At 66.0% G+C, this 17,651-nt stretch carries 20 protein-coding genes and 1 riboswitch; of the genes, 10 read left to right on the top strand and 10 right to left on the bottom strand.

Features of this window, described 5'->3' with window-relative positions:
• Positions 1 to 13 precede the first annotated feature (13 nt).
• Positions 14 to 268: a hypothetical protein gene (locus tag ACK4FJ_RS11155; RefSeq protein WP_409766399.1), complete on the bottom strand. Its 255-nt coding sequence runs from the start codon at positions 266 to 268 to the stop codon at positions 14 to 16.
• Between the two features lie 625 nt (positions 269 to 893).
• On the opposite strand from ACK4FJ_RS11155, the gene ACK4FJ_RS11160 reads away from it, so the two are divergent.
• A complete protein-coding gene (locus ACK4FJ_RS11160) occupies positions 894 to 1,367 on the top strand; it encodes a PAS domain-containing protein (protein ID WP_409766401.1) in 474 nt (157 codons plus the stop codon).
• A gap of 2 nt (positions 1,368 to 1,369) precedes the next feature.
• Here the strand turns inward: ACK4FJ_RS11160 and ACK4FJ_RS11165 are convergent, their stop codons facing one another.
• From ACK4FJ_RS11165 to ACK4FJ_RS11185, 5 genes are all read right to left on the bottom strand, one after another.
• Positions 1,370 to 1,786 (bottom strand): DUF2000 family protein, encoded by a 417-nt coding sequence (locus ACK4FJ_RS11165; RefSeq protein WP_409766730.1) that lies wholly within the window; start codon positions 1,784 to 1,786, stop codon positions 1,370 to 1,372.
• Positions 1,787 to 1,830: 44 nt separating this feature from the next.
• Positions 1,831 to 2,682: an AraC family transcriptional regulator gene (locus tag ACK4FJ_RS11170; protein WP_409766404.1), complete on the bottom strand. Its 852-nt coding sequence runs from the start codon at positions 2,680 to 2,682 to the stop codon at positions 1,831 to 1,833.
• Between the two features lie 34 nt (positions 2,683 to 2,716).
• Positions 2,717 to 3,259: a superoxide dismutase [Cu-Zn] SodC gene (gene sodC / locus ACK4FJ_RS11175; protein ID WP_409766406.1), complete on the bottom strand. Its 543-nt coding sequence runs from the start codon at positions 3,257 to 3,259 to the stop codon at positions 2,717 to 2,719.
• A 146-nt stretch (positions 3,260 to 3,405) separates the two neighbouring features.
• Positions 3,406 to 4,764 (bottom strand): transcription termination factor Rho, encoded by a 1,359-nt coding sequence (rho, locus tag ACK4FJ_RS11180; RefSeq protein WP_409766408.1) that lies wholly within the window; start codon positions 4,762 to 4,764, stop codon positions 3,406 to 3,408.
• Between the two features lie 327 nt (positions 4,765 to 5,091).
• A complete protein-coding gene (locus ACK4FJ_RS11185; RefSeq protein WP_409766410.1) occupies positions 5,092 to 5,700 on the bottom strand; it encodes a HupE/UreJ family protein in 609 nt (202 codons plus the stop codon).
• Between the two features lie 60 nt (positions 5,701 to 5,760).
• A riboswitch (cobalamin riboswitch) is annotated at positions 5,761 to 5,980 on the bottom strand.
• A 68-nt stretch (positions 5,981 to 6,048) separates the two neighbouring features.
• On the opposite strand from ACK4FJ_RS11185, the gene ACK4FJ_RS11190 reads away from it, so the two are divergent.
• From ACK4FJ_RS11190 to ACK4FJ_RS11205, 4 genes are all read left to right on the top strand, one after another.
• Positions 6,049 to 6,474: a DUF2946 family protein gene (locus ACK4FJ_RS11190; protein WP_409766412.1), complete on the top strand. Its 426-nt coding sequence runs from the start codon at positions 6,049 to 6,051 to the stop codon at positions 6,472 to 6,474.
• A 52-nt stretch (positions 6,475 to 6,526) separates the two neighbouring features.
• Positions 6,527 to 7,504 (top strand): DUF1775 domain-containing protein, encoded by a 978-nt coding sequence (locus ACK4FJ_RS11195; protein ID WP_409766413.1) that lies wholly within the window; start codon positions 6,527 to 6,529, stop codon positions 7,502 to 7,504.
• A 90-nt stretch (positions 7,505 to 7,594) separates the two neighbouring features.
• Positions 7,595 to 9,709 carry a TonB-dependent receptor family protein gene (locus ACK4FJ_RS11200; protein WP_409766415.1) on the top strand — a complete coding sequence of 705 codons (2,115 nt, stop codon included), beginning with the start codon at positions 7,595 to 7,597 and terminating at the stop codon, positions 9,707 to 9,709.
• Positions 9,710 to 9,768: 59 nt separating this feature from the next.
• Complete coding sequence (locus ACK4FJ_RS11205) at positions 9,769 to 10,500, top strand: energy transducer TonB (RefSeq protein WP_409766417.1); 732 nt, start codon at positions 9,769 to 9,771, stop codon at positions 10,498 to 10,500.
• A gap of 70 nt (positions 10,501 to 10,570) precedes the next feature.
• Here the strand turns inward: ACK4FJ_RS11205 and ACK4FJ_RS11210 are convergent, their stop codons facing one another.
• Entirely contained in the window at positions 10,571 to 11,176 is a 606-nt protein-coding gene (locus ACK4FJ_RS11210; protein WP_409766419.1) for a PRC-barrel domain-containing protein, read from the bottom strand.
• A gap of 223 nt (positions 11,177 to 11,399) precedes the next feature.
• Between ACK4FJ_RS11210 and ACK4FJ_RS11215 the strand changes: the two genes are divergently transcribed.
• Positions 11,400 to 12,263 carry a helix-turn-helix domain-containing protein gene (locus ACK4FJ_RS11215; protein ID WP_409766420.1) on the top strand — a complete coding sequence of 288 codons (864 nt, stop codon included), beginning with the start codon at positions 11,400 to 11,402 and terminating at the stop codon, positions 12,261 to 12,263.
• Between the two features lie 78 nt (positions 12,264 to 12,341).
• Positions 12,342 to 12,755, top strand: a complete 414-nt coding sequence (locus ACK4FJ_RS11220) for a VOC family protein (protein WP_409766422.1) — start codon at positions 12,342 to 12,344, stop codon at positions 12,753 to 12,755.
• A 16-nt stretch (positions 12,756 to 12,771) separates the two neighbouring features.
• Here ACK4FJ_RS11220 and htpX read toward each other — a convergent pair whose 3' ends face one another.
• Positions 12,772 to 13,737 (bottom strand): zinc metalloprotease HtpX, encoded by a 966-nt coding sequence (gene htpX, locus ACK4FJ_RS11225; RefSeq protein ID WP_409766424.1) that lies wholly within the window; start codon positions 13,735 to 13,737, stop codon positions 12,772 to 12,774.
• Positions 13,738 to 13,828: 91 nt separating this feature from the next.
• Here htpX and ACK4FJ_RS11230 point away from each other — a divergent pair, with 91 nt between their 5' ends.
• From ACK4FJ_RS11230 to ACK4FJ_RS11240, 3 genes are all read left to right on the top strand, one after another.
• Positions 13,829 to 14,041 carry a DUF1674 domain-containing protein gene (locus ACK4FJ_RS11230; RefSeq protein ID WP_409766426.1) on the top strand — a complete coding sequence of 71 codons (213 nt, stop codon included), beginning with the start codon at positions 13,829 to 13,831 and terminating at the stop codon, positions 14,039 to 14,041.
• A gap of 122 nt (positions 14,042 to 14,163) precedes the next feature.
• A complete protein-coding gene (locus tag ACK4FJ_RS11235; RefSeq protein WP_409766428.1) occupies positions 14,164 to 15,384 on the top strand; it encodes an argininosuccinate synthase in 1,221 nt (406 codons plus the stop codon).
• Between the two features lie 161 nt (positions 15,385 to 15,545).
• On the top strand, positions 15,546 to 15,761 hold the full coding sequence (locus ACK4FJ_RS11240) for a hypothetical protein (protein ID WP_409766430.1): 216 nt from the start codon (positions 15,546 to 15,548) through the stop codon (positions 15,759 to 15,761).
• Positions 15,762 to 15,780: 19 nt separating this feature from the next.
• On the opposite strand, the gene ACK4FJ_RS11245 is transcribed toward ACK4FJ_RS11240, so the two are convergent.
• Positions 15,781 to 16,689: an RNA polymerase sigma-70 factor gene (locus ACK4FJ_RS11245; RefSeq protein WP_409766432.1), complete on the bottom strand. Its 909-nt coding sequence runs from the start codon at positions 16,687 to 16,689 to the stop codon at positions 15,781 to 15,783.
• 1 nt (position 16,690) lies between these two features.
• Positions 16,691 to 17,638, bottom strand: a complete 948-nt coding sequence (locus tag ACK4FJ_RS11250) for a hypothetical protein (RefSeq protein ID WP_409766434.1) — start codon at positions 17,636 to 17,638, stop codon at positions 16,691 to 16,693.
• Between the last annotated feature and the right edge of the window lie 13 nt (positions 17,639 to 17,651).

Here is a 17,651-nt window from a genome sequence, read left to right on the forward strand (position 1 = left end):
GGACAATGATCCCTCAGCGGTCGAAGGGCAGGAAACTCAGCCCGATCAGGTCGCCGCCCTGCTGCCACTCACGCCCATGCCACTCGGGCGGCAGAGCAAGCGGATCGGTGAGCGATGCCGGCGCCGCGGCAGGATTATCATTGGCGGCGGGCAGCAGCCGGTCGGGCGCGAGGAAGGCACCGAAGGCGGCCTGCAGGCGATGCGTCAGGCCGGGCCGATGCCGGCTGCGGCCATGGCGGGTGACATGGATCGGGGTCGATGCGGTCATGGGAAAACTCCGTTGGCCGGCCCTGCTTGAGGGACGCGGCTTTCAATCGCTGGACTTAGGAAACGCGGGTGGATCGGCGCGTGGTCAGCGACAACAACAGAGTCGGGTTTTGCGGATGCAGGTGCGGGTCATGGGTTGCTCCGGACTTTTCATTCGGGCCCACGACTTCCGCCGTGGCGCTTTAGCATTGGTGTCGCGGTGCAAGCTGCCCCTCAAATCCCGCGGTCCGACCGAAGCCGACGCCCCTATATTCCACAGTTTGAAATACAGGTCAAGCTTAATTCACATGATTTTATGCTGATAATGCATGGCTCATGCGCGGAATCCGCATGGCTGGCCGCCAAGCCGATGATTTCTATCAATTTTCAGGAGATTTCGGTCGGGGTCGGCCCGGCAATGCCCCATTGTACCGGACCGACCCAAATCCCGACACGACCAGCAGAGTGTCGGGACCGACCTAAGAAACCGCCCCGGCTGCAGGGAAGCAGTGGCGCGATGGGGCTGATTATATGAGAATGATTTTCAATTACAAGACTGATCTGCGGGTCCCCGCAAATTTTTTTGCCCCTCCCGGGGCCGCCGCTCGTGGCATGATTTCCCGCAAAACAGGCAGGGCGGACACAGCGTGACGAACCAGCTTCCGGCAAACCGGGAAACCGTATCGCAGCCACGCCTGCGGCGGATGCTGGATTACTGGCAGGGCCTGTGCCGCGACGGCGCCCTGCCCGCCCGCGCCGACATCGATCCACTGGATTTCCCCTGGATGCTCGGCAGCGTTTCGCTGGTCGAGGTGCATGAGGGCGACAACGGCATCCGCCGCTATCGTGTGCGCCTGGTGGGCACCGACACCACCGCGCGCTTCGGCTACGAGGCCAGCGGACTCTGGCTGGATGAATTGCCCGAGCCGGATTATGCCGAACACATCACTGCGATGTTCGACGAAGTGGTGCGCTTGGCCTGCCCGATGGTGGAGCGGCCCGACATGATGATCGACGGCCGGGTCTACAATTACGAGGTGCTGCGCCTGCCGCTGGCCAACGACGGCATCCATCCCGACATGCTGCTGCTCGCCGCCGATTTCTTCGACTACGACGACTGACGTCAGGGATGCAGGCGCAGGCCCTTCACGGCCTTGTCCACCGCCTTGCGCTCGCCATGCAATCCCAGCCCCACCCAGTCCTGCGCGGCCGGATCGCCTTCGGCGAAGACGGCGCGGTTGGCGGCATCGTGGCCGGTGGTAAACATCGCTTCCACATAGGGCGCGATGGTCAGACTCTGGACCAGCGCGCGCTCATGCACGCGGCGCATGTCATCCAACCCGGCGGCGAAAACCAGGATCGGCTGGCCGCACAGGGCGGTGTAACGACGGCCGGCGGAATCCACATAAGGCTGGCCGATGCAGCCCGGAATGGCGGCGGCAAGTCCGCTGGCCAGGAAAGCAGTCACGTTCAGTTTCTGCCACACCGCCAGATCGTCGCGCACCACGATCGCGACCTTGGTCTCGAACGCCATCTTCATCTCCGACACATATCCCTCCTGCCGTTGCCGGAAGGAAGATGGCGTCAGGCCGGAACGTTGTCTGGAAGATTTGTGCAGAGCCGGCGATAGGCGGCTGGTGTCATGCCATAGGCGCGGCGGAACCAGCGGCCGAGATGACTCTGGTCGGCAAAGCCGGTGGCGGCTGCCACCGTCGCCGGCATGGCGCCGCCGGCCAGCATCCGGCGGGCATGGCTCAGGCGCCGCTGCACAAGATAGGCATGCGGGGCCATGCCATAGGCGGCCTTGAAGCTGCGGCTGATGCGGAACCGGTCGGCCCCCAGTTCGTCGGCCATCATTTGCAGGCCAAGATCGGTGCCGAAGGCGTCGTCCATCATGGCCCGCGCCTGCTTTGCCAGGTGCGGCGCCTGCACCGGTAGAATGCGACTTTCACCACGCCGCCGCCACAGCAGGGCCACCACATGATCGAGTGCAGCCTCGCGGGCCATGCGGCTGTCGGGCGCGGCGATCTGCTGCCAGGCGGCAAGAATGGCGCGCGCCAGCGCGGGGTCAGCGGTCAGCGTGGCGGGAAAGCCGAGAACCGCCGCGCCATCGGACACATCGGCATGCAAGGCCGCCGCATCGCGCAACCAGGCCGGATCGAAATACAGCATCGCATAAACGAAGCCGCCGCTGGCCCCCGCCTCGCCGTCATGGGTCTCGCCCGGCTCCATCAGGATGACGCGGCCCGGCGTGCTGCGCACCAGCTGGCGGCGGCAGCGGAATTGCTGCAGCCCCCGCTCGGTCACGCCGACCAGCACCTGGTCATGAAAATGCGGATCATAGGCATGGCTGTGGAAGGCGGCGCGTATGGCTTCCGTGCCGCTAATGCGGTCGCGGGCGAAGCGGAACCAGTCCCTGGAATCTGCGCCGGTCATGCGACGGCAGTCTAGCCGCCGCACGGCGACGCGGCTAGCGGATCACACCGCAGGCGATGCGGCCCCCTCCACCACCCAGCGGCGCGGGCTGGTCGCTGTAATTGTCGCCGCCGGCATGGATCATCAGGGCGTGACCCGAAAGGTCGCTCACCTTCAGCCGTGGCGCGATCACCGGCAGCGTCGCCGTGCCGTCGCCGTTCACCACCAGCGGCGGCAGGTCGCCCATATGTCCCATCTTGTTGTGCGGCCCGTGATGCTGGCCGGTGCGGTGCGGGTCGTAATGCCCGCCGGCGGCCATGCCGGCAGCCATCTGACCGTTCGGCCCGGGGCCCGGCGCGCAATCGGGTTTTTCATGCAGGTGGAAACCATGCGGGCCCGGCGGCTGCAGGTTGGCCAGCGTCGGACTGAGCATCAGGCCCTGGGGCGTGTCCTTCGCGGCGATGGTGCCGATCTTGGCGCCCACGCCGCTGGCCGTGATGGCATGGATATCGATGGCCTTTTCGGCGGCCAGTGCCGGGGCGGCCGCAAAGGCGGCGGCACCAGTGAGAACCAGGGAAAGGATCAGAACGCGCTGCATGTCGTTTCCTCCTCGGGCGGGTTGCCCTTTCCAACAGATAAGCGGCGGGAAAGGTCCGGCAAGCTGGCCAAAATGTAAAAAATGCAGCGCAAAAAAGACGGGCGGAGTTGCCTCCGCCCGTCCGGTCGGCCAGCCAAGGCCGGCGATCAGGTGTTCATCGAGTCGAAGAAATCCGCGTTGGTCTTGCTGTGCTTGATCTTGTCGAGCAGGAATTCCATGGCGTCCTGGCCACCCATCGGCATGAGGATACGACGCAGCACCCACATCTTGGCCAGTATGCCCTTGTCGACCAGCAGTTCTTCCTTGCGGGTGCCCGACTTGGTGATGTCGATGGCCGGGAAGGTGCGCTTGTCGGAAAGCTTGCGATCGAGGATGATTTCCGAATTGCCGGTGCCCTTGAACTCCTCGAAGATCACTTCGTCCATACGCGAGCCGGTATCGATCAGCGCGGTGGCGATGATGGTGAGCGAACCGCCCTCTTCGATGTTGCGCGCGGCACCGAAGAAACGCTTCGGCCGCTGCAGCGCGTTGGCGTCCACGCCGCCGGTCAGCACCTTGCCCGACGAAGGCACCACGGTGTTGTAGGCACGTGCAAGACGCGTGATCGAGTCGAGCAGGATCACCACGTCGCGTTTGTGCTCGACCAGGCGCTTGGCCTTTTCCAGCACCATCTCGGTGACCTGCACGTGGCGGCTGGCCGGCTCGTCGAAGGTGGAGGAGATCACCTCGCCTTTCACCGTGCGCTGCATGTCGGTCACTTCTTCCGGGCGTTCGTCGATCAGCAGGACGATCAGGTAGACTTCCGGATGGTTATGGCTGATGGCATGCGCGATATTCTGTAGCAGCATCGTCTTGCCGGTGCGCGGCGGCGCCACGATCAGCGAACGCTGACCCTTGCCCTGCGGCGAGATCAGGTCAATCACGCGGGCCGAGACATCCTTCTTCGGCGCGGCCGAGACCAGCTTCTCGCGCTTGCCCTCGCCACCACGGCTCTTGATGGTCGGCGTCTTGGTCGCGGCGGCCGGCGCGGCGGCGGCCGGCTCCTCGGCGGCATCCGGCATTTCCATGCGCAGGCGCTCGGTCGGATAGAGCGGCGTCAGGTTGTCGAAATGCACCTTGTGGCGGCTCTGCTCGGGGTCTTCGTAATTGATCGTGTTGACCTTGAGCAGGGCGAAGTAGCGTTCGCCGTCCTTCGGCGCGCGGATCGTGCCCTCGATGGTGTCGCCGGTGCGCAGGCCGAAGCGGCGGATCTGGTTCGGGCTGACATAGATGTCGTCGGGGCCCGGCAGGTAATTGGCCTGGGCGGAGCGCAGGAAGCCGAAGCCGTCCTGCAGCACTTCCAGCACGCCCTCGCCGGTGATCTCGACTTCCTTGTCGGCCAGCTGCTTCAGGATCGCGAACATCATGTCCTGCTTGCGCAGGGTGGAGGCGTTCTCGATCTGCAGCTCTTCGGCGAAGGCCAGCAGTTCGGTCGGGGATTTGGTTTTCAGTTCCTGCAGATTCATCGGACGGACTCGCGGACTCGTGAGGGCGGTGTGTTTGGGAGATTTGGGCCCAGCGTCCGCCAGGGACGCAGCAGCCATAAGGGGGGAATGTCAGCCGCCTGTGCGGTTGTCAGCCTGGCCGCTGCTGCGAAGCGCTGCTGCCGGAAGCGGAGTCTGCTCGGAGCGGCTGCGTTCGGAGAATGCGGAAGGGATGCCGTGGCGACCCCGGTCCGAAAGAAGATGGACCGGTTGCCCAAGCGAGATAGCAACGGGCCCGGGATAAGTCAAGGGCGGGCGGCCACGATTGCAGCCGCCCGCCCTGTAACAAAAAGGAGATCGGCTGGCCGCTCAGCCGGCGAGGTTGAGCGCCAGAAACAGAACGCCCAGACCGGCGGCACCGACACCGGCAACACGCGCGAGGCGCGGCTGCAGGTTAGTGCCGGCCAGCTTACGCCAGGCCAAAGCCGCGCCGGCGGCGATCAGATATTGCGTCACCGCCAGGCCGGCCAGATAGGCCACCAGCGGGGTGTTCTCGGCGCCGAAAATCGCTTCGGCCAGCGCGTGGCCATGCAGCAGGCCGGCCAAAGCCAGCAGGCCGGCAAAGGCGCCGTCGCCCAGCGTGCGCTGGCTGAGCAGCAGGACGCCCATCACGATCACCGAACCGGCGATCAGCAATTCGCCGCCTGGCAGATCGACGCCGCCCAGATGCAGCAGCGAACCGACGAAGGAACCGATGACAAAAGCCAGCGGGAGGACCAACCCCAGACGCGCACGCGGCGCCGCCAGCAGGCCGGCCGCGATGATGAAGACAAAGTGATCGAGGCCGAGGATCGGATGACCGAAGCCCGACAGCAGACCTTCCATCAGGGTCGAGGGCGTGGCGCCGCCCATCGGATGGTGGGCGAGAGCCGGCATGGAGACCAGCAGGGCCGCGATGGCGGCGGTAAGACGCAACATGATGTACCTCCCGTACAGGAAAAACGGCCCGCCCTGCCTCCTTCCCCTTGAAGCAGGGCAACCGCCCAATCAGGCGATGGCAGGTCTCCGGGCTTGCGGGTCATCGCTTGGCACCGCCTTCCCAGCCGGTTGCCCGGCCAGTGGCATTGTGGCGCTGCGCTCGCCGCCTACCGTAGCGGGGGCTGCTGCGGCATGGGGCAAGATGAACCGCCCGTACCGCATTCCCTTTTAACCGGTGGCAGATGTGAATCGCCGCCGGACCATCGCGCCGGAGCTTAGGAGCCCAGCCGGCCTGCGTCAAACCGCCGCCCTTGCCCAACGGCAGGCATGGGGGTAAGCCTGTCAGCCATGACCGCCGCCGCAACCCTGCCGTCTGCCCCACGCCGCCCGAACTGGGCGCGTGTCGTGGCGCGCCTGGCCCTGCTGGCAGTGCTGTTCCATGCCCTGCTGCCGGTGACCCTGCATGCCGCGCAGCGGGTGCAGGCCGCCAACGGCATCGAGATGACGGTGCTCTGCTCGGCGCTCGGCACCCGCACCATCGCGCTGAAGGACGGCCAGCCGGTCGATGCCGACCCCGAAAAGCCGCTGAAGGCCAGCAAGTCCTGCCCGGTCTGCCTGGCCACGGCCCAGACCGGCCATGCCATCCTGCCCGTCGCCCTGCCGCTGCCAGTTCCTGGCCTGGCGGTCACCGTGCTCTATGGCGCCGCGCCGGACAGCACGCTGGCCCAGGCCGATTATCTCCCCCCACAGGCCCGCGCACCGCCCGTTTCCTGATCCAGACCGAAACCGCTTTCGTCTTTTTCAGGATTTACGGGAGGATTCCCACATGTCGCGTCTGTTTTCCCTGACCGTTTCCCTGGGCGCTGCGGCGCTCGCCCTCACCATCTCGCTGCCCGCCATGGCCCATGTCACCGCCGATCCGGCGCTGGCCGAACCGGGCAGTTACTTCCGCACCGCCCTGCGCGTGCCCCATGGCTGCGGCAGCAGCGCCACCACCGCCATCCAGGTCGGCATCCCCGACGGTGTGGTGAGCGTGCGGCCTCAGGCCAAGCCGGGCTGGCAGGTGGCGATCGAAACCCGCAAGCTGGCCCAGCCGGTGGATATCGGCCATGGCCGCAAGACCGACACGCTGGTCAGCGCGGTGCGCTGGAGCGGCGGCAAGCTGCCAAACGAGCAGTTCGATGAATTCGGCCTGGTGATGAGACTGCCCGAGCAGCCGGGCGCGCAGCTCTGGCTGCCGGTGGTGCAGACCTGCGAAAGCGGCGAGATCCGCTGGGAACAGGTGCCCGCCGCCGGTCAGTCGGCCCATGACCTGCCCTATCCCGCCGCACTGATCCGCGTGGCCGATGCCGGCAAGCCGGTTATGCTTGCGCAACATAACCATTCCATGCCCGCCGCGCCGAAGGCCGGCGACATCGCCATCGAGCAGCCCTTTGCCCGCGCCACGCCGGCGAAAGTCGGCGGCGTCTTCATGATGCTGAAAAATGCCGGCGGCACCGCCGACAAACTGGTGAAGGCGGCGTCGCCGGTGGCCGAGAATGTCGAGCTGCATACCCATGTGAAGGATGGCGATGCCATGCGCATGCGGCCGGTGGAGGATATTCCCGTACCGGCCCGTGGCCAGACTGCGCTTGAGCCGGGCGGCTATCACGTGATGCTGATCGGCCTGAAGCAGCCGCTGAAGGAAGGCACGCAGTTCCCGCTGACGCTGACCTTCGAGAAGGCCGGCACGGTCACCATCCAGGTTCCGGTCATGAAGGCCGGCAGCATGGGTGACGGCGGCCACGGCGGCCACAAGCACTAATCCAGCGAACCGACAGGACGGTCTGCCGCGCGGCCCATGGCTGCGCAGGGGCGGAATCCGTCTGCGCGCCATTCATCGAAAGACAGACACATGCACTATAGCGATCCCGCATTCTTCACCCTGCGCCGCAAGGCCGAGAAACTGCTGCCCAAGGTGGCGCTGGCCCTGCTGGGCACCAGCGCGGCCCTCGCCCTGCTGGTCCCGGCAGCGCACAGCCAGACCGTGACCCAGCCGATCACCGTGACCGGCAAGGCCGAAAGCGAATCCATCACCGTGCCCGATGCCGAGGAAGCCCGGCGCCGCATCGAAAAAACGGCCGGCGGCGTCGACGTCGTGCCGGCCGAGGAAGTGCGCGACGGCCGCGCCAACACGGTGAAGGACGTGCTGGATTTCGTGCCCGGCGTGTACGCCCAGCCGAAATACGGTCAGGAGGATTCGCGCCTGTCGATCCGCGGCTCGGGCCTGTCGCGCAGCTTCCATCTGCGCGGCACCCGCATCCTGCGCGACGGCGTGCCGATCACCGATGCCGACGGCGCCGGCGACACCATGGAGATCGATCCGCTCGCCGTCGACTACACCGAGGTCTACAAGGGCGCCAACGCCCTGCAATACGGCGCCTCGCTGCTGGGCGGCGCGGTGAACTTCGTCAGCCCCACCGGCCGCAGCCAGCCCGGCTTCCTGCTGCGCCAGGAACTGGGCAGCTTCGACAGCCTGCGCAGCCAGTTCGGCGCCGGCGGTGCCCTGGGCAATTTCGACTACTACGTCACACCGACCTACAGCCATAGCAGCGGCTATCGCGACCATACCGACCAGGATTACATGCGCTTGAACGGCAATATCGGCTATCGCTTCGGCGACGGTGCCGAGACGCGCTTTTATTTGAGCGCCGCCAACATCAACCAGAAGATTCCCAACAGCCTGACCAGGAGCCAGGCGCTGGCCAATCCAAGTTCGACCACGCCGCAAAGCTTCACCGGCAACACCAAGCGCAACATCGAAGCCCTGCGCGCCGCCAGCAAGACCACCTTCCTGACCGACAGCGGCGAAGCCACGGTAGGTTTCTTCGCCGCCAGCAAGACGCTGTTCCATCCGCTGTCGTCAGCGGCCTTCAGCACGGTGGTGGACAACGAGGAGGTCAATGGCGGCGGCTTCGCGCGCTGGACCGGCGACCTGCAGCTGGGCGGTCACCGCAACGAGGTGACGCTGGGCGCCAACTATTTCACCGGCATCAACAACGCGAAAAGCTTCACCAATGTCGGCGGCGCGCGCGGCAGCCTGACCGCCGAAGCCGACCAGAAATCCGACACCCTGGAAGTCTATGGCGAGAACGCCTTCTACGTCGTGCCGGACGTCGCCCTGATCGCCGGCCTGCAGGGCACCATGGCGCGTCGCGAACTGGACGACAATTTCCTGTCCAACGGCAACCAGTCCTTCGAACGCGGTTACAACAGCATCAATCCGAAATTCGGCACACGCTGGGATTTCGCGCCGCAGATGCAGGCCTTCGTGAATTACAGCTGGTCGACCGAGCCACCGCCTTTCTCGGAGCTGGGCACCACGGCCACCACCATCGCGCTGGAGCAGCAGGAATCCAGAACGCTGGAGATCGGCAGCCGCGGCCGGCGCGGCGACCTGGCCTGGGACGCGGCGATCTATCGCGCCTGGCTGCATAACGAATTGCAGACCATCCAGCCCGCAACCGGCCAGGCAGTGCAGCAGAATGTCGACAGCACCATCCACCAGGGCCTCGAGCTGGGCGCCGACTGGGTCTTCGCCCGCAATCAGGCGGCGGCTGGCGACAGCACGATGCTGCGGCTGGCCTATACCTACAGCGACTTCTACTTCGATGGCCACCCGACCTACGGCAACAACGACATCCCCGGCGCGCCGGCGCATTACCTGCGCGCCGAACTGCGTTACGCCCATGCCAGCGGCTGGTATGCCGGTCCGAATGTGGAATGGGTGCCGCAGGGTTATTACGTCGACAACGCCAACACGCTGAAGACGACGCCCTATGCGCTGCTGGGCGCCAAGGCCGGCTACGATTTCGGCAACGGACTGAAGCTGTTCGTCGATGGCCGCAACCTGCTCGACAAGACATTCATCTCGAATGTCAGCACCACCACCACCGCCAATGCCAATTCCGCGCTGTTCAATCCCGGCGATGGCCGCGCGGTCTATGTCGGCGCCGAGTTCCGGTGGTAACGACCGATACCATCGGGGCCTTGATCCCGGGGCGGCTCCCGCCGCCCCGGACGTCTTCTATGCCTGCGCCGCAAAGCTGGGCCGTTGCGGGGCTGGTTCACGGCGGCATTGCCGCATTGCTGCTGGCCGGCTCGATGTCTGCACCGCAGCCGCAGCCCGATTCCCTGCCGGTTTTTGAAATTGTCCTTCCCGCGGCGACGGCCCAGCCGGCACCGCAGCCAGCCCCGGCCATGATCGAGGCGGCACCCGAACCCGCTGCCGCCATGCCGGAGTCCGAACCTGAGCCAGAACCCCTCGCGGAACCGGAGCCGCAGGCCGAAGCGCCTTTGCCGGTGGCAAAACCTGTCTCGCGCCCGCAGCGCCAGCCGATGCCTCGGCCTCCCCAGACCCCGGTCGCGGATTCGGCACCGGCAGAGACGACGGCCATCGCCGCAGCGGCCCCGTCGCATCAGTCCTCTGCGGATCAGCCCGCCCTCGCCCAGCAAACCCTGGCCCAACAGGCCATGCCGCCCTATGCGCCAATCCTGCTGGACTGGCTTGGGCGCCATCGCGACTATCCGCGTGCCGCGCGCCTGCGCCGGCAGGAAGGCATGCCGCGCATCGGCATCACGCTCGACACCTCCGGCCGCATCCTTGCGCTGACGCTGGTGGAGAGCAGCGGCTTCGCCCTGCTCGACGAGGCAGCCCTCGACATGGCCCGCCGTGCCGCACCATTTCCGCCGCCGCAGCTTCCGCGCGGAACCGACCGCGCCACCTTCATCGTGCCGGTATTATTCGCCCTGCAACGCTGATCTGCTTTCCGAAACCGCAAAAAAAAGGGCGGCCGAATGGCCGCCCTTTCAGGATATGCGTCGCGCGGAATCAGTTCTGGTAGACGCCGCTGTCGTTGAACACCTTCCCGCGATAGGCCTTGTCCGGATACTTGTATTCCGGCATGGATTTGAGCTGGTCCTTGGTCATGGTCGTGCGGACCGTCTCGCCGCCATCGGCCACCACCAGCGAGTTCCAGTTCATCTCGACATCGCGCTGGCCCAGGCCCAGGAAGCCGCCCACACCAACGATGACCGACTGGATCTTGCCGTTCCGGTCGATATAGATCGACTCCACCTCGCCGATGGTCTCGTTATTGGCGTTCTTCACGTCCGCGCCCAGCAGTTCATCGGCTGGCACGGCGCTGGCCGTCTGCGACGAACTCTGGCTCGGCGCGGTGTTCGCCGAAGATGCCGGAGGGGTGTTCGGAGACGCCGTGGCAGGGGAATCGCCCTGCGTGCCCGGAGTCGTGGCACCCATGGTCGAGTTGCCCTGATTCTGGGTCCCCTGAGCCCGGGTATCCGGGGTCTGGGTCTGACTGTTCCGCGTCTGCGTCTGGGTATTGTTGTCCTTCTTCATGTCGCCAGCAGCCATCGCCGGGCCGCCCAGGGCGACAGCGACAGCCAGGGCTGGAAGCCATAAGTAACGATGGGTCATTTTGCACCTCATACTGTTGTGGGTTCAGCCCGTGCACGGGTACATACGAAACCCCCTGGCCCCGGCTTTGTTCCGTGCCTCGTGTTTCTTTCAACGCAGGCCTGCACCATGCCGGATCATTTCGGGAATAACGGGCATCGCGGCGCAATCCGCGGAAAACAGACCATCATGCCCTGCTGAAATCCTGCTGGACGCATGCGGCCGCACGACAAATACTGTGCTGATGCAGGTGACCCGTCATCATTCCGAACGCGGCTACTGGGAAATGGCCTTTTCGCCGCCACATTCCCGGCTTGGCGCGCTGGTGGACGCCTATATCGGCTATGACGAACGCGACACGGCCTTCACACGACGGCATGAACTGCCCGGCCTGAACGCGGTGATGATCGTCAACCTGGGCGATCCGATCACCATCGTCGACACGACGGGCTTCGTGGTGCCGGTCGGCAGCGGTTGCGGCTTCGCTGCCGGCCTGAGCGATGCCTATGCCGTGTCGGAAAGCGGCGGCTGCCAGCGCGGCATCCAGGTGATGTTCACGCCGCAGGGCGCACGGCGTTTCTTCGGCCTGTCGATGAGTGAACTGACCAACCGTGTATTCCTGCTGCCTGACCTGCTGGGCCCGGCGGCGGCTGCGCGCCTGATCGAAAGCCTGCAGGCCGCCAATGACTGGCAGACCTGCTTTGCCCGTCTGGATGCCATCATCGCCGCACGCGTCGCCGCGCGCGAGGCCGTCGACCTTGCCGGCATCCGCAATGCGGGTTGGGCGCTGCGCCAGATCGCGCATCACAATGGCGGCATCTCGATCGCGGATCTGGCCGAGGAGATGGGCTGCAGCCGCAAGCATCTGGCCGCGTTGTTCCGCGAGCATGTCGGCCTGTCGCCCGGCACGGTGGCCGGCCTGCTGCGTTTCCGCCATGCGCTGGACCTGTTCGATACGGCCCCGGCGAAATGGACCGATATCGCGCTGGCCGCCGGCTATTATGACCAGGCGCATTTCAACCGCGATTTCCGCCGCCTGACCGGACGCACGCCGGGCGATTACCTCAGCAGCCGCCTGCAGGGCCAGATCGGCCTGCCGGTCGGCTGAACAGCCGGTTACATTTATACAAGCGCCGCGATGGCGGGACGGCTAGCGTGCCTGCATCCAAAGATTCAGGAGCCAGACATGACCGACACCCGTCCCAGCATCTACCCCGTTGTGCAATACCGCGACGCGCCGGCCGCCATGGCCTGGCTGGAAAAGGCCTTCGGCTTCCGCACCGTCGCCTGCCACAAAGACCCCGATGGCAAGGTCATCCATGCCGAGATGCGCTTCGGCAACGGCATGGTGATGCTGAGCAATGTCCAGGACAAAGGCATCTTTGCCTTCCGCACGCCGCGCGAAGCCGGCGTGACGACGCAGAGCAGCTACATAGCTGCCGACGATATCGATGCGCTGTATGAGCGGGCCTGTGCCGCCGGCGCCGAGGTGGCCATGACCATCCGCGACACCGATTACGGCTCGCGCGATTTTTCGGTGCGCGATCCGGAAGGCCATCTGTGGAGCTTCGGCAGCTACCGGCCGGACTTCAACGCCTGATCCAGGCCTTCCGGGATCAACCCCAGGGGCGACGACGGCGGCCGCCCGAACGCGGCACCGAGCTGGTGCCGGAATAGGACGGCGCGGGCGACGGCGATTGCGGCGCGGGCGACGGACGGAAGCCGCTGCCGCCGCGCACACTTGAGACCAGCTGCATCAGGGCGGCGACGCGGTTCTCGGTGCTGGGATGCGTCGAGAACAGGTTGTCCATGCCGCGGCCATGCAGCGGATTGATGATGAACATATGCGCCGTGGCCGGGCTGCGCTCGGCCTGCTCGTTCGGGATGCGCTCGGCCGCACCGGAAATGCGCTGCAGGGCCGAGGCCAGGCCGGCCGGATCGCCGGCGATTTCGGCGCCCATGCGGTCGGCGGCATATTCGCGGCTGCGGCTGATCGCCATCTGCACCAGCATGGCCGCGATGGGGGCCAGGATCATGATGGCGATCGAGCCGATGATGCCCAGCGGATTGTTGCGGTTGTCCGACGAGCCGCCGAAGAACATGGCGAAATTGGCCAGCATGCCGATGGCGCCCGCCAGCGTGGCGGTGATCGTCATGATCAGGGTGTCGCGGTTCTTCACATGGGCCAGTTCATGCGCCATCACGCCGGCGATCTCCTCGCGGCTCAGACTATGCAGCAGGCCGGTGGTGGCGGCCACGGCGGCGTTTTCCGGGTTGCGGCCGGTGGCGAAGGCATTCGGCTGGTCGTTGTCGATCACGTAGACGCGCGGCATCGGCAAACCGGCGCGCTGGGCCAGTTCGGCGACCAGGCCATGGAATTCCGGCGCGGTGCGGGCATCCACCTCGCGCGCGCCATACATGGAGAGCACCATGCGGTCGCTGTTCCAGTAGGCGAACAGGTTCATGGCGGCGGCAATGGCCAAGGCGATCAGCATGCCCGCCTCGCCGCCGATCAGGAAGCCGACTGCGCCGAACAGCGCCATCAGGCCCGCCAGCAGAATAGCCGTCTTCGTGTAGTTCATCGTGTCCGGTCCTCTCTCCCGGGTGGCTTAACAAGCCGCCCGCACCGCTATATGTATGCAGGGTCGATCCTTACGCAAGATATCCCGACCCGTGACTGACGACACAAAACCGACCAGCCCGCCCTCTCTCGATGGTTATGTCACCGATAGCCGCCCGGTCGACCCGAAGACCGGCAAGCCGCTCGCCCCGGCCAAACCGGCCGTGAAGCTGACCCAGGCGCCCGGCGAGGAGGACGGCCCCAAGGGGCCGGAGCCCACCCGCTACGGCGACTGGGAACGCAAGGGCATCGTCTCCGACTTCTGAAGGCGATTTAGGGTCCGATTAAGCCAAAATTGGGGCGCTCCGGCGGAAGCCGGCGGCTTGCATGCCCCCCGCGCCTGCCTATACTCCGGCCCGATTTTCCCGGCTTTTAAGGAGTATGCCCAATGAGCGGCAGCAAGCATGGCAGCGTCAAGAAGGTCGTCCTGGCCTATTCCGGCGGCCTGGACACCTCGGTGATCCTGAAATGGCTGCAGGAGACCTATGGCTGTGAAGTCGTGACCTTCACCGCCGACCTGGGCCAGGGCGAGGAACTGGAGCCGGCGCGCCGCAAGGCCGAGATGTTCGGCGTGAAGCAGATCTTCATCGAGGACGTGCGCGAGGAATTCGTGCGCGATTTCGTCTTCCCGATGTTCCGCGCCAATGCCATGTACGAGGGCCTTTACCTGCTCGGCACCTCGATCGCCCGGCCGCTGATCGCCAAGCGCCAGATCGAGATCGCCCGCGAAGTCGGCGCTGACGCCGTCTGCCACGGCGCCACCGGCAAGGGCAACGACCAGGTGCGGTTCGAGCTGGGCTACTACGCGCTGAAGCCCGACATCAAGGTGATCGCGCCCTGGCGCGAATGGGAGCTGAATTCCCGCACCGCCCTGATCGACTTCGCCGAGAAGCACCAGATCCCCATCGCCAAGGACAAGCGCGGCGAGGCCCCCTTCTCGGTGGATGCCAACCTTCTGCACATCTCGGCTGAGGGAAAAGTGCTGGAGGATCCCTGGGTGGAGGCCCCGGACTTCGTCTATTCCCGCACCGTCGATCCCGAGAAGGCTCCGGACCAGCCCGAATATATCGAAATCGAATTCCTGAAGGGCGATGCGGTGGCCGTGAATGGCACCAAGCTGTCGCCGGCCGCGTTGCTGACCAAGCTGAACGAGCTGGGCGGCAAGCACGGCATCGGGCGTCTGGATCTGCTGGAGAACCGCTTCGTCGGCATGAAGAGCCGCGGCATCTATGAGACGCCCGGCGGCACCATCCTGCACATGGCCCATCGCGGCATCGAACAGGCCACGCTCGACCGCGGCGCGGCGCATCTGAAGGACGAGATCATGCCGCGCTATGCCGAGCTGATCTATAACGGCTTCTGGTTCTCGCCCGAGCGCGAGATGCTGCAGGCCCTGATCGACAAGAGCCAGGAGAATGTGGAGGGCACCGTGCGGCTGAAGCTGTACAAGGGCTCGGTCAACGTGGTCGGCCGCAAGTCGCCCAAGTCGCTCTACTCGCTCAGCCACGTCACCTTCGAGGCCGACTCGGTCTACGACCAGAAGGATGCCCAGGGCTTCATCAAGCTGAACGCGCTGCGCCTGCGCCTGCTCAACCGCCAGAAGGGTTAAGCGACAGTTTCAGCGGTTTTCCGCAAAAAGGCGGGCTTAACGGCCCGCCTTTTTCTTTTGGTCGTCCCGTTTTTGTCACATCCCGCCCCGATCTGGTCGCAACCGGCACCGGGGCGGGCCCGCTACCCTGTCTTCACCTCTGTAGAAGACAGGAGCCCGCCATGCCGACCACCACGCGAATCCAGGCCATCAGTGCCTATCGCAGCATTCCGCGTTCCACCGAGCGCTACATGGAAGAACGGCTGTGGCAGCGTGCGCTGGGCCGGCTGGAAGGGCCGCAACCGCCGAAGAAGAAGCGCCGCCGCAGCCGGTCCTTCGCCGCCATCCTGCGCGAAACCATCAGCCGTATCGGTCGCCAGGTCGATATCGAAGCCTGACGACTCCTCACGCCCCGTCTCACGCCACGGCCGGCAGGCGCGCCAGCTTGTCAGGGTTGCGGACGATGAACACGTTGCGCACCACACCATCCACGATGTCCACCGCCATCGCCAGATAGGGCTTGTCGCCATCGAACAGCAGCCAGCCGGGCTGGCCGTTGATGCGCACCGCCATGCCGCGCAGCGTATCGGGCTGCTTGCGGCGCACGCCGACAAAGAAGCGCACCACCTTCTCGGCGCCATGGATCACGTTCAGCGCCGCCGCCGCCTTGCCGCCGCCATCCGACCAGATCATCGCATCCTCGGCCAGCAGGCCGGCGAACATGCGCGCATCGCCCGCGCGCGTGGCCGCCGCAAAGCGCTCGGCCAGCCGCTTGGCCTCGGCTGAATCGGCGGCGAAGCGCGGGCGTTGATCTTTCAAATGTTTCTGCGCGCGGCTGACCAGTTGGCGGCAGGCGGCTTCCGATTTCTGCAGCGCCGTGGCGATCTGCGGATAGTCGTAGTCGAAGGCCTCGCGCAGCAGCCAGGCCGCGCGTTCGGCCGGCGTGAGGCGTTCCAGCACCAGCAGCATCGCCATGGAAAGATCGTCGGCCTGCTCATGGGCGGCATCGGCACCCGGCGTGGGATCGGGCAGGCTGACTTCCAGCTCGACCAGCGGTTCCGGCAGCCATACGCCGGGATACGACGCGCGCTCCAGCTTGGCGGCGCGCAGGCGGTCGATGCAGAGCCGCGTGCAGGCGGTGACCAGCCAGGCTTCCGGATTCTGGATCGCATCGGCATCGCTGCGATGCCAGCGCAGGAAAGTGTCCTGCACGGCATCCTCGGCATCGCCCACGCTGGCCAGCATGCGGTAGGCCAGGCCGAACAGCCGCCGGCGATGCTGCTCGAAGGTCGCGGTCTTGGCGTCGGTCGCCGGCGCGCTCGGCATGTCAGGCCACCTTGAGACGGATCAGGCTGCAACTCTTGGCATAGCCCAGAGCCCGCTTCAAGACAGGATAAAACCGTGCCAGGCCCAGCGCGAAGGCAAGATCGAACATGGCACGGCGGCCGAGATGACGCTGCAGCTGCTCGGCCAGTGTGTCCAGCGCCGGATCGTTTTCCGCCGCCGCACGGCCGAAACGCAACGCCAGCGCCTGCAACGGCGGCAGGTCGGCAAGGCGGTGATCGAGCGCGGCCTGCAGATGCGCCGGCGCGATGCCGTCCTTCAGCGCCAGGTTGACATGGATCTGCACGCATTCGCCGCAATCGTCGACCTGCACGGCGCCCAGCGCGGCGAAATGCAGGGCCTCGGCCGGCGCCGTCACGTCCTGCCGGCTCAGGCCCGCGATGGTGCCGAATTTCGCCAGCAGGGCTGGGGCGACGCGGCCGATCTCGCGCATGTAGTCCAGGCGCACGCCGAGATGCTGTTCCGAAGCTGCCACGCGCTGCTCGATCATGGCTGCCGGGGCCAGCCTGGCCAATGTGGCGGTGGACGGGCGCGGCAGGACCAGCGCGATGGCCAGCAATGCCGGCAGATGGATGCCCAGTACTTCGACGGCCAGCGCGGCGCCATGGGGATGCCCGGCCACCAGCGTCTCGACCAGATGAATGCCTGCATGCAGGCCGAGGAATACTGCCGCCGGCAGCAGCGCGCCGCGTTCGCCGCGCCGGGCCGCCCAGCCGGCGCCCAGGCCAACGGCGATGAAGGCCGCGCCGATATCGCGCACGAAATGATCGTTGAACGGACCGGTGCCGCTCACCCCCGGCACGGCGGCATACCAGCCGCCCGGCCCGACCAGCATGACCAGGCCGTTCAGCACCAGGCCGGCGGCCAGCAGGGCGGCGAGGCCGCGCCAGACCGGGCCGGGCGCGGGATTCGAACTGGAGGCGGTCGTCATGGGGGTATCCTTT

Source organism: Ferrovibrio sp. (assembly GCF_046297595.1).
Lineage (GTDB): Bacteria > Pseudomonadota > Alphaproteobacteria > Ferrovibrionales > Ferrovibrionaceae > Ferrovibrio.

Coding starts and splice junctions, on each gene's coding strand:
- ACK4FJ_RS11195 (WP_409766413.1), top strand. CDS start 6,527: ATGTCGCGTCTGTTTTCCCTGACCGTTTCCCTGGGCGCTGCGGCGCTC.
- ACK4FJ_RS11185 (WP_409766410.1), bottom strand. CDS start 5,700: ATGTTGCGTCTTACCGCCGCCATCGCGGCCCTGCTGGTCTCCATGCCG.
- rho (WP_409766408.1), bottom strand. CDS start 4,764: ATGAATCTGCAGGAACTGAAAACCAAATCCCCGACCGAACTGCTGGCC.
- ACK4FJ_RS11235 (WP_409766428.1), top strand. CDS start 14,164: ATGAGCGGCAGCAAGCATGGCAGCGTCAAGAAGGTCGTCCTGGCCTAT.
- ACK4FJ_RS11205 (WP_409766417.1), top strand. CDS start 9,769: ATGCCTGCGCCGCAAAGCTGGGCCGTTGCGGGGCTGGTTCACGGCGGC.
- ACK4FJ_RS11210 (WP_409766419.1), bottom strand. CDS start 11,176: ATGACCCATCGTTACTTATGGCTTCCAGCCCTGGCTGTCGCTGTCGCC.
- ACK4FJ_RS11250 (WP_409766434.1), bottom strand. CDS start 17,638: ATGACGACCGCCTCCAGTTCGAATCCCGCGCCCGGCCCGGTCTGGCGC.
- ACK4FJ_RS11165 (WP_409766730.1), bottom strand. CDS start 1,786: ATGAAGATGGCGTTCGAGACCAAGGTCGCGATCGTGGTGCGCGACGAT.
- ACK4FJ_RS11170 (WP_409766404.1), bottom strand. CDS start 2,682: ATGACCGGCGCAGATTCCAGGGACTGGTTCCGCTTCGCCCGCGACCGC.
- ACK4FJ_RS11240 (WP_409766430.1), top strand. CDS start 15,546: ATGCCGACCACCACGCGAATCCAGGCCATCAGTGCCTATCGCAGCATT.
- ACK4FJ_RS11200 (WP_409766415.1), top strand. CDS start 7,595: ATGCACTATAGCGATCCCGCATTCTTCACCCTGCGCCGCAAGGCCGAG.
- ACK4FJ_RS11190 (WP_409766412.1), top strand. CDS start 6,049: ATGACCGCCGCCGCAACCCTGCCGTCTGCCCCACGCCGCCCGAACTGG.
- htpX (WP_409766424.1), bottom strand. CDS start 13,737: ATGAACTACACGAAGACGGCTATTCTGCTGGCGGGCCTGATGGCGCTG.
- ACK4FJ_RS11245 (WP_409766432.1), bottom strand. CDS start 16,689: ATGCCGAGCGCGCCGGCGACCGACGCCAAGACCGCGACCTTCGAGCAG.
- ACK4FJ_RS11215 (WP_409766420.1), top strand. CDS start 11,400: ATGCAGGTGACCCGTCATCATTCCGAACGCGGCTACTGGGAAATGGCC.
- sodC (WP_409766406.1), bottom strand. CDS start 3,259: ATGCAGCGCGTTCTGATCCTTTCCCTGGTTCTCACTGGTGCCGCCGCC.
- ACK4FJ_RS11155 (WP_409766399.1), bottom strand. CDS start 268: ATGACCGCATCGACCCCGATCCATGTCACCCGCCATGGCCGCAGCCGG.
- ACK4FJ_RS11220 (WP_409766422.1), top strand. CDS start 12,342: ATGACCGACACCCGTCCCAGCATCTACCCCGTTGTGCAATACCGCGAC.